We start from the raw sequence: 10,209 nt of genomic DNA, 5'->3' as shown, positions 1-10,209 counted from the left end.
AACGGGGAAGACCATAGATTTGCTTCGCCGCTTACTGCTGATCCTTGCAGGCTATGGATCATTGATAACAAATAAATACTTTATCGATTGGGTTGAGTGGGGTCAAATTTTTGTTGATCAGGGAGTGTGAGGGAAAATATGTAAGCGTCCGGTGATCTCACCTTGCTTTATCAGATAAGAATAAGGTGAGATCACCAGAGCCTTACCATTAACGCATAGCCAGAAAACTGCTAGTGAGACGGCAGGCTTCTTTGCACTGATTAGGGCCCTTTTCTTCAAGGTTAGCATTCGGGTATAGCTGACCAATCCAGGAAAATCGGTCTTAATATATTGTTTTACATGTTCAATATAAAACGTTTTAAAATCACGATAATGGCTCATATGGAATAAAATGAGGATCATCATGACCTCACTGAAAGAGGGGGGAGCTTCGTGGTGGCGTTTGAGTAATCCGTTTTCAATGAGCTGTTGATGCCAGAGAGGGATAAATTTTTGGCAAAAGTCATCGATGCAGCAACAAAGTTCTTCTAAATTATACATGCCTGATGATCTCCACTATTTTGTTTTTTTAGCAAAAACTTTACTCTTACCTCAGGCACTTTAGTTCCCTTCTTAAGCGAAGCTCAGGTTAAGTTAAACACATTTACAACAGATCGTCTGATGACTTTGACTGCAAGTCACTAGTGTTTTAAGTTGGGTTAAGATGAATTTCTGTATTATTACATCGGTGTGCTTTTACCAATGCTTTAATTTTAATCATTGAAATAAATGATTTTAATATCAATTAGATAATTGATTAATTATAACTTAAACCAACAAAAGCATGCCTATTTGAACACCGACTTAATAGAATTATTTCATCTATATAAATCAGCAATATTGAAAAATTCGATTTTAAGAGGTACATATGAACGAAAAATCTGATATACAAAATGTACAAAGTCAAGCTATCAGAGAGATTGAATCTATAGAATTAGTTGAAGTATTAGAACAAATTGAAGCAGCAGGATTGGCCTGCTTAAGCTGTTCTTAATATAATTATTAACAGAGGGCAATAATTATGTTGCCCTCTGTTATTTATATATCAACGTGATTAATGATTAAATTTGATAATTAATAGGGTGTTTTGCCTTTATGAAAAATATCTATTTAGAAGAATCATTGAAAAATGACTATTTGAACTTAACTGACTTTCTTGTTTTCCGTAATATTAGAGAAGGCAGGGGGGATAATGTAGCTATATCATATAATGGAAAAAATTTCACTTACCAAGAACTATCAGAAAAGATTTCAAAAACATCAAACTATTTTAAATCAATCGGTATAAAGAGTAAAACTAGAGTGATATTATCTATTTCTGATACACCTGCATTCGTAATAAGCTTCTTTGCAATTATAGCATGTGATGCTATGGCTATATTAAGTAATCCCCTTATCGAATTGGTAGAACTAAATGATATAATACAAAAAATAAATGTGGAAGTATTAATCATTGATCATGAAATAGAAAAGAAAAGAAAACTATCTCCAGAAATAATCAATGGAATTAGAACTATTCTCACTGGAGACTTCCATTTAAATCCATCTCATTTAGAAATAGCAATAGAAAACCAATCGAATGATTTTTTGATCAGCCATGCAAGTGCTGATAACTATGCATATGCTTTACTTAGTTCGGGTACGACGGGAAGAACTAAAGTAATACCTAGACGTCATCGAGATATTTTACACTGTGCTTATGCTTTTTCTGAAAATGTTTTGCATATGAATTCCACTGATAAAGTGCTAGCAGTTCCTAAACTAACCTTTGGCTATGCATTAGGTGGGGCATTACTATTTAGTTTCATACATGGTGCGTCATGTATTCTTTTTAAAGAAAAAACAACATATGTAAAAATCATGGAATTAACTGAAAGTTTAAATCCAACGATACTTCTTGGAACACCAAGAATGATATCTGAATTACTTAGTGACAATAGGAAAAAAAAGCTAAAATCTTTGCGTATATCTACTTCTGCTGGAGAGGTTTTATCACCTATTCTTTTAGAAAAGTGGAATAAAGAAATAGGAAGTCCACTTTTAGATGGTTTTGGTTCTACAGAGGTAGGTCACATTTTTATATCTAATACTCAAGAAGATACAAAACCACAGACAGCAGGTAAATGTTTAAGTGGTTTTCAGATTAAAATAATTGATGAAAAGGGAAATGAAGTTAATGAAAAAGGAATTGGTAGACTTTGCATTCGTGGTCCAAGTGTTGCTTGTGAATATTTAAATGATGTAGAGAGAAGTGAACGGTCTTTTAATAACGGCTGGCATATTAGTAATGACATGTTTAGCGTTTATAATGGTTACCTTACATATTTTGGTCGAGCAGATGATATGATCAAAAAAGGTTGTGGTGAATGGATATCTCCTTATGAGATAGAAAATGTGATATTAAAAAATAATGAAGTTTTAGAATGTGCAGTCATTGGGGGAACAAATGGAAATAATGTAATTGTATTAAAAGCATGTGTTGTATGTAAAGATCAAGTCATCATATCTCCTTCCTTAGAAGAAAGAATTTTCAATTCAGTAAAAAATAGATGGATTGACTTTCCACATAAGCATCTAGAACAAATTGAGTTTATGGATTCTTTACCGCGAAACAGCGCAGGAAAATTACAACGTAATATTTTAGGTGGCCAAACTCTAACTGAATTTTCTTATGATTGCTAAATATTTATCAATTAACTATTATTAAATTTGATAGTATAACTATTTTAGTTATGCAAACGTGTTTTTACGGGAGGATTATGAAGCTTATTGATTTTACAAAAAAAATAAACCACGAAATTACATCAGCACAAAGCGTGCCTGATATGATCAATAATATTAGAAGTATTGTATCTATAGCAATTGTAAATGAATTTTTTTTGAATGATTGTGTCAATGAACTCATTGAAAATACTAAAAATATTATAAATCTCAATGAAAGCAAACCTCTTTATATTGATTATAAAAATAAATGGAGGATGAATATTTTTTTGTGGAATCCTAAAAGTGAAAACCAACCACACCAGCATAATACATGGAGCGTAAGTGGAGTGATGCACAATAAAATAAAAATAAAAATTTTTGAAAAAGTAAATAAAGAAATAACAATTAATAAAGAACTAATTGCAAGTGAAGGTAAAACTGGTTATTTAATACCACCATGTATCCATACATTGGGTAATCCCGACTTATCTGAATATAGCGTTACTCTACATATTTTCTGTGACTCTGACATGAGAACAGATAAAAATGGCGATACCATATGGTTAGGAAAAAATGATCCCCATGATAATATTGATTACTCAATGGTAGCATTGCGTAATTTGACTTCATGTTTATTGATTTCTGATAAATTAAATTCAGACCTTCAATTTGATATATTGGAGAAAATATTTACCCTAGGCACTCCATCAATTAAATTAAAATCTTATAAAAAAATGATCAGGCTTGATGTAAATAAATCCGAAAAATATTCATCTAAGTTGGAGTCTGTTCTGTCGGGTGATATTCTAATTAAAATTAAAGAAGGTAATGATAAACTATATAGGAAGAAATCATGATAAAAATAAAAGAAAAGGAAGCAATGATTCAATATTTGATTGGTTATTTGGTTACTAACACACGATCATTAGATTACTATATACATACCCAAAAATTGGACATTCCTAACTTCAACATACCTGATGAAATTAAAGATATTATTCATAATGTAGTCATGATTCAGAAAAAAAACATTAGAATATTAAGTGAAATTTTAGATAAAAGGTTATATAAGAGAGTTCTTTTGTTTTTTCCTTTGTCAGCAAAAATAATGGGGGAAAGGACATTGAATATAAAGTGGATTGACTTTCGCAATACATTATCTAATCACAGATGGAATGATGCTTATTTATATGCACTGGATTTTATTAAATATATAGAAAATAAAGATTTATTACTTTATTCCGATAATGAATTTTTCATTTCTGAAGTTATTCGCTATGAAACTAATATTCTTGAAGTATTAAATAATGCTAAGGAAAACAGATATAGCTCATCATTAATATCAGGTTCTAAAAGTGATTTAGGCTATCCTATGTTAATGACAAATCCAGTTTATCATACTTATGATTTTGACATAGTAACGTTGATAGCAAAACTGAGAAAAAATGATAATATAGACATAGAACTATCGTATAAGGAAATTTTAAAAAATGAGAAGAGTAATATTTTAACTTATATTTCTTGGCATGATCAGAAAGTCAGAACGATAAAGGTAAGTTCACTATTAATTAAGTTAATAAAAAAATGTAATTTCCGATCTTCTTATAAAGAAATTTGTGATGAAATATTTCCATCAGTGTTATCAGATGATGATTGTTTGAAAATGGATTTAATATTTAATCAGTTAGAATCACTTGGTGTGATTAGATGGTTTTCAAGCGTGCATTAAAAATAGAAAGAGGAATTAATATGTTAGAAAATCTTCCATATGGTATTGGGGTTAACTATCGCGCTGAAATAGGTAATCAGTTATTAACTAATATTCATTCTTTTGATTTTATAGAAATTATCACTGAATTGTTTTTTTTATCTAAAGATATTCCTTTATCTTTGCAAGAGATTTTAACTAAAAAACATTGTGTTCTACATGGATTGAAATCATCTATAGGTGCTTATGCAGATATGGATTTAAGATATTTAAAAGAAACAGTAAACATCATAAATAAATTATCTCCATTATGGTTTAGTGATCACTTGGCATATACAAAAATAAATGATTTTGATATAGATCAATTGATGCCTATTAGGAGGAATTCATATAATAAAAAAGAAATAATATTAAAAATAAAAGAAATTTGTTCATCTGTTAATATACCATTTTTAATAGAAAACATTTCGTATTATTTTGATTTTCCTGACAATGAATATAGTGAGTGCAAATTTATAAACGATATTATTAAGGAAAGTGGATGCGGATTGTTGCTTGATGTAAACAATCTTTATATTAATTCTAAAAATCATAATTACGATCCTTATGATTTTTTAGAAAAAATAAATTTGAATTCAATAATAGAAGTTCATATAGCTGGAGGATATGTCCATGATGAACTATTAATAGATAGTCATGGGCATACAATAGGAACTCCAGTATGGGAGTTACTTGAATATTTATGCTCTAGAATTGTACCTCATGGTATTGTCTTGGAAAGAGATTCTAACTTCGACATTAATGATATTTTAGAGAGTCTACACCGTGCTAGAGAAATATTGTTTACTTCTCCTGCATATTGTCGTCTCACCTGTCCACGTAAGTTTGGATATAAATGAGTGTAATTTTTTATATTGTATCTAGATTTGGCATAAAAATAAAATCTTACATATATAGTTTTATAATTTATTGAAATTAAATAGGTGATTGATATGAAATTAGCAATCAATGGTGGTAGTGCTATTCGTCTCGCTAATTTTCCTAAATGGCCTTATTATGATGAAAGCGAAGAGAAAGCATTATTGAGAAGCTTGCACCAAGGACATTGGTGGAGAAATCAAGGGGAAGAAAATAATTTTTTTGAACAAGAATTCGGTCAATACCATAATGGTTATGCTGTCACCGTCACTAGTGGAACTGTGGCATTAGAATTGGCATTATTAGCTTCTGGTATAAAACCTGGAGATGAGGTTATAGTTCCAGCTTTTACATTTATTTCTACTAGTATGGCAGTTCAACGAATTGGTGCAATACCAATAGCTATAGATGTTTTAAAGAGTACTTATTGCATCGATCCTAACCTAATTGAAAAAAATATAACTTCCCGAACAAAAGCAATCATACCGGTTCATATGGCTGGTCATTTATGTGATATGAATAATATAATAAAAATAGCAAATAAACATGGCATTTTTATTGTTCAAGATGCTGCTCATGCACATGGTGCCTGTGGAGAAAAAGGGAAAAAGATTGGTGATTGGGGAACACTGGCATGTTTTAGTTTCCATAATCTTAAGCTAATGACAGCAGGGGAAGGCGGTGTAGTTTTGTGCCCCACTAAGAAATTACGTGATCTTGTTTTCCTTTATAGTAATTGCGGACGTCATGCAAAAGACAAAGAATATCAACATACTATAATCGCAACAAATGCTAGACTAAGTGAGTTCTCTGCTGCGGTTTTACGTACTCAACTAAAAAGACTCAAAGAACAAACTCATATTCGAGAGCGTAACGCGGAAAGTTTAAAGGAACTGTTAAAAACACTACCAGAAGTTACTCTTCAAGAATACGACACTAAAATCGTAACATTTCATCCTCATTATATGTTTATGTTTACACTGAATCAAAGGGTTGCATATATTGATCGTAATTACTTTGTAGCTTGCTTATTCGCTGAGGGAATTCCAGCATTCCGTGCTTATAAAGCAATCTACCATATTGATAATTATTGGCTACCTCCTTGTACAACACGACATAAGCAAAATTTTATAGACTTTTGTCCAGTTACTGAATATATTTCAAATAGAGGAGTCTGGATACATCACCGAGCTTTATTAGGGAATTATGATGATACACTAGATATTTTCAGAGCGATAAAAAAAGTGATTTCAGCATTAAAATATTAGTGAGATATTCTGATTTTTGGCAATATATATATTAATGTATTAATAAAATAGCGTAATAAAAAAATGAGTTGTTCACATGAATAATAACTCAAAGGCGGTAGCTTTGTTAAATAAAAAACAAATAAAACAGATATATTGAGATTACACAAATTAATCTGTTATGTGAAGTAAAGATTTATTATTTCTTTACTAAAAAGATAGCGGGTTTAAAAGTCAAATACTAATATTAATACTTTAAATTAGATAAAAATAGGTATCATGATGATTAAATTATCCAATGTATGTAAGAAATATTCAGGAAGATTTATAATTAAGAATGCTTGCTTTAATTTTCCTAATGATGGTATTTATTGTCTAGAAGGAGAAAATGGTTCAGGTAAATCTACTTTACTAGGAATTATAGCTGGTGCTATTAAACCTGATTATGGAGATGTATTTTTAAGTGGAGAGGACTGTTGTAGAAAAAAACTTATGGCTTATGCTCCCGATAGTCCTTGTATATATGAATTTATTACTGGGAAAGAATTTTTAGATCTTATTTGTTCTATAAGAAAGATAGAAATAGAAAAACAATTTAACTTAATCGATGGTTTTAATTTGCATAATTATATGCATACTCATTTTCGTGATATGTCTCTTGGAACTGCAAAAAAGTTCATGTTGGTTTCTGCCATGATAGCAAATGTAAAAATACTTATTTTTGATGAACCAACTAATGGACTTGATAATGATTCATTTTTATATTTTATCGAAAATATAAAAAAATTCAGCTTGTCTGGATTGGTTATAATGACATGCCATGATTTTGAAGTTAAAAAACATCTAAAGCCTCATGTTATTAACATAAACATATTTAAGGATAATTAAGTGAGTTGTCTTTCATTTTTTGCAAAACAAAGCATTTTTGAAACACCATTTATCACCTCATTGCAGAATGATAATAAAGAAAATGTAATTGTGTCTTGGATTGCTAGTGATGGTAATAATGTATACCATTATTGGTATACATTTTTTGAAGAGGAAATTATTTTTTTGCATTTAGAAGAAATTATTTATAAAAATATAATTTCTTTTTCAGAGGTGAATTATGCTTTAAGTTCAAGTAATAATGTTAATATTTTTTCTTTAGAAAATAACAAAACATATGGATTAATTAATTTAAAAAATATAAAGTCAATGCAATTTGATTACAAAAATACATTATGGTTATTATCTGGAGAAGCATTGTTTAAAACTCTGCCAAATTCTTTTGATGAATATTATGCATTTAAAAAAAATGTTAAATCATTTTTTTTAAATGAAAAAGCAAACTATATACTCTCTAGTGATGATAAAAATGATTTCACTTTAATTGTGAATGATGGAGAAGAAAGTTTCAGATATAAAATAGGGAGGATAAAGTGTAATTCTAGAACCAATTTTAGTATAGTTCCTACTGAATCATATATATATGTATATGTACAACCAAAAGATTTATTAGATGAAATTGATAACCATCTTATTGTTTTAAATAAATATGATTTTAATTCAATTAAAAGTATAAGTGTTAAGGCAGTGTCTCATTTAAGTGTAAAAAATATTAATTTATCAAGATGGAAAAATAACGATATTTTATTTGTCTGTGAGAGAAATGATAATGTTTATTTATGCCATTATAACTCTGTAAATAAACGTATAACTCCTATATCTCTACCACAGCATGTAGTTATTAACTTTGTTTCATCTAGTTGTTACTCTTCAATATATTATATTGCAATTGATTATGCCACAGATAAACCAGCCAGAAAAATTTTTGAAGTAAATTGCCATGGTGATAAATTCACCTCAAGAATGATTTTTGAAGATGTAGGATATCAATTATCTATTATAAAAAACGGTGATTGTGTTTTTTATGGAGTATTGGAAGACAAACTCTCAATATTGAAGTACAATCGTACTCGCATGGATGTAAAAATATTATATCAAGACAAAACAAAATATCCATTTATACCTGGGCTAGATTGGTTATCTGTAAAAAAAGGAATTTTAGATCTAAATTACAAAAAAGAAAACATCATTGTTATTTATTACCCCGGAACCCATAAGTTGGCAATGAGTGGTATGCAGCCAAATATGTTTCAAGAATGTATTTGTCGTCTCTTTACCAAAGATAAATCAAAAATATATCAAGGTGTTATAATCAATACTCCTGGTTCTTTTGGTTCTGTAAATAACTTTGGAGTTAATAAAGAGATTAATGAAGATGATTATCTGAATGGTGTAATTGAAGAATTACATGAAATTGGTTTCAATAAGATTGTACTTTGCTCTGGTAGTTTAGGTGGTTTATCTATACTGAAGTTTTTGCATAATACTAATTCATCTATTCCAACCATTCTTATTAATCCAGTTTATGACTATAATGTTTTAAATAAAACTTTAATAGAGAATGAAATTATAATAAATGAGCTATTTTCAAAGATAGATACAGATATATTAATAATTCATTCAAAAGAAGATGAGGTGACGCCTTGGGAACATTCAAAATATTTCACCGATGGAAGTGTTAAACGTAAATTGTATACATTAGAGAATGATAATCACATATTTAAACGAAGTTACAGCTGGGAATGCTGTAATATCGAGATAGGTAAATTTATTATGAATCTTGGATTTTCATAATAAATAAGGCTATTGATCAATTATATTAACGCGATGCTCGACTTTTATGGTGAGTTGAAATGACATAGCTGCTCCTTTATAACTTTAAGTCGCCAAACTGAGAGAAATAAAGGAACAAAAGGCTATGTCACAGCAAGATTTTATCATTTGGGTGTTTTGTTGGGTAGATGACAATTTAACGCAGTTACAGCAAGGTATGCGATTCAGACGCCGGGGATATCCGCCTAAACTGAGCGATGCAGAAGCCATCACGATGGAAGTGGTGGGTGAATTTTTAGATTTTTCAACAGATAAAGGCATTTGGACGTACTTTAATGACCACTGGCGCGAGTGGTTTCCGGGGCTAGGTTCACGCGCCAATTTCGCTAAACAGATTTCGAATCTTTGGGTTGTTAAACAACAACGGCAAGAAAAGCTGGCGAGGTGATTGGGCGCTCGACAGGCCGGTACATATTATCGACGGATTTCCACTGCCCGTCTGTGGATTTAAAAGAGCAAAAGGCAATGCCAACTTCAAAGGACAAGCCGATTATGGGTACTGCGCCGTCAAAAACGAAACTGACTACGGCTTCAAAGGGCATCTCATGATAGACGAAATCGGCGTGGTAACCGGGTTTACACTGACGCCCGCCAATGTCAGTGAGCGTGAAGCAGCCTGGGATGTGATCGGCTCGATAAAAGGCTATTTGCTGGGTGATAAAGGGTATTTAGACGTTGAATTTAAACAGGAAATGAAGGCAGAGGGTATTGAAATGATTACCCCAGTGCGTGCCAATATGGATGATCCCATCCCCAGAAAAACAAGAAGAGTCATTAACGCCAAACGCCGTTTAATTGAAACCGTGATTGGTCAACTCGCCGGACAATTTGCTATCGAGAAGTGTTGGGCCCGGGATTTGTGGCATTTGAGTA

Annotated in this window: 11 protein-coding genes; 10 read left to right on the top strand and 1 reads right to left on the bottom strand. The window is 30.8% G+C overall.

What is annotated here, in order from left to right; all coding sequences use genetic code 11:
- Nucleotides 1-117: 117 nt before the first annotated feature.
- Nucleotides 118-540: a hypothetical protein gene (locus ABLA76_RS14980; protein ID WP_348988532.1), complete on the bottom strand. Its 423-nt coding sequence runs from the start codon at nucleotides 538-540 to the stop codon at nucleotides 118-120.
- Between the two features lie 367 nt (nucleotides 541-907).
- Between ABLA76_RS14980 and ABLA76_RS14975 the strand changes: the two genes are divergently transcribed.
- The 10 genes from ABLA76_RS14975 to ABLA76_RS14930 form a co-directional block, all read left to right on the top strand.
- The gene (locus ABLA76_RS14975) at nucleotides 908-1,033 is read left to right on the top strand and encodes a hypothetical protein (RefSeq protein WP_348988531.1); all 126 of its coding nucleotides are present in this window, start codon (nucleotides 908-910) and stop codon (nucleotides 1,031-1,033) included.
- A 101-nt stretch (nucleotides 1,034-1,134) separates the two neighbouring features.
- A complete protein-coding gene (locus ABLA76_RS14970; protein ID WP_348988530.1) occupies nucleotides 1,135-2,721 on the top strand; it encodes an AMP-binding protein in 1,587 nt (528 codons plus the stop codon).
- Nucleotides 2,722-2,798: 77 nt separating this feature from the next.
- Complete coding sequence (locus ABLA76_RS14965; protein WP_348988529.1) at nucleotides 2,799-3,599, top strand: hypothetical protein; 801 nt, start codon at nucleotides 2,799-2,801, stop codon at nucleotides 3,597-3,599.
- Nucleotides 3,596-4,471, top strand: coding sequence for a hypothetical protein (locus ABLA76_RS14960; RefSeq protein ID WP_348988528.1), 876 nt, complete (start codon nucleotides 3,596-3,598; stop codon nucleotides 4,469-4,471). Before ABLA76_RS14965 ends, ABLA76_RS14960 begins: the two co-directional genes overlap by 4 nt.
- 20 nt (nucleotides 4,472-4,491) lie before the next feature.
- A complete protein-coding gene (locus ABLA76_RS14955) occupies nucleotides 4,492-5,349 on the top strand; it encodes a DUF692 domain-containing protein (protein WP_348988527.1) in 858 nt (285 codons plus the stop codon).
- Between the two features lie 93 nt (nucleotides 5,350-5,442).
- Entirely contained in the window at nucleotides 5,443-6,636 is a 1,194-nt protein-coding gene (locus tag ABLA76_RS14950) for a DegT/DnrJ/EryC1/StrS family aminotransferase (RefSeq protein WP_348988526.1), read from the top strand.
- A 258-nt stretch (nucleotides 6,637-6,894) separates the two neighbouring features.
- Entirely contained in the window at nucleotides 6,895-7,503 is a 609-nt protein-coding gene (locus ABLA76_RS14945) for an ABC transporter ATP-binding protein (RefSeq protein WP_348988525.1), read from the top strand.
- Nucleotides 7,504-9,297: a hypothetical protein gene (locus tag ABLA76_RS14940; RefSeq protein ID WP_348988524.1), complete on the top strand. Its 1,794-nt coding sequence runs from the start codon at nucleotides 7,504-7,506 to the stop codon at nucleotides 9,295-9,297. It begins immediately after the preceding gene.
- A gap of 124 nt (nucleotides 9,298-9,421) precedes the next feature.
- Nucleotides 9,422-9,724, top strand: coding sequence for a hypothetical protein (locus tag ABLA76_RS14935; RefSeq protein WP_348988523.1), 303 nt, complete (start codon nucleotides 9,422-9,424; stop codon nucleotides 9,722-9,724).
- A partial coding sequence (locus ABLA76_RS14930; protein WP_348988522.1) for an IS982 family transposase occupies nucleotides 9,687-10,209 on the top strand: 523 nt, incomplete at its 3' end. The genes ABLA76_RS14935 and ABLA76_RS14930, both read left to right, overlap by 38 nt.

Source organism: Xenorhabdus sp. SGI240 (assembly GCF_040081915.1).
GTDB lineage: Bacteria > Pseudomonadota > Gammaproteobacteria > Enterobacterales > Enterobacteriaceae > Xenorhabdus > Xenorhabdus bakwenae.
The sequence above is the reverse complement of the archived record's forward strand: the minus strand, read 5'-3'. Positions and strand labels throughout refer to the sequence as shown.

Excerpts from the sequence above, each read along its gene's own strand:
- ABLA76_RS14980 (WP_348988532.1), bottom strand. The coding sequence starts at position 540 with ATGTATAATTTAGAAGAACTTTGTTGCTGCATCGATGACTTTTGCCAA.
- ABLA76_RS14975 (WP_348988531.1), top strand. The coding sequence starts at position 908 with ATGAACGAAAAATCTGATATACAAAATGTACAAAGTCAAGCTATCAGA.
- ABLA76_RS14970 (WP_348988530.1), top strand. The coding sequence starts at position 1,135 with ATGAAAAATATCTATTTAGAAGAATCATTGAAAAATGACTATTTGAAC.
- ABLA76_RS14965 (WP_348988529.1), top strand. The coding sequence starts at position 2,799 with ATGAAGCTTATTGATTTTACAAAAAAAATAAACCACGAAATTACATCA.
- ABLA76_RS14960 (WP_348988528.1), top strand. The coding sequence starts at position 3,596 with ATGATAAAAATAAAAGAAAAGGAAGCAATGATTCAATATTTGATTGGT.
- ABLA76_RS14955 (WP_348988527.1), top strand. The coding sequence starts at position 4,492 with ATGTTAGAAAATCTTCCATATGGTATTGGGGTTAACTATCGCGCTGAA.
- ABLA76_RS14950 (WP_348988526.1), top strand. The coding sequence starts at position 5,443 with ATGAAATTAGCAATCAATGGTGGTAGTGCTATTCGTCTCGCTAATTTT.
- ABLA76_RS14945 (WP_348988525.1), top strand. The coding sequence starts at position 6,895 with ATGATGATTAAATTATCCAATGTATGTAAGAAATATTCAGGAAGATTT.
- ABLA76_RS14935 (WP_348988523.1), top strand. The coding sequence starts at position 9,422 with ATGTCACAGCAAGATTTTATCATTTGGGTGTTTTGTTGGGTAGATGAC.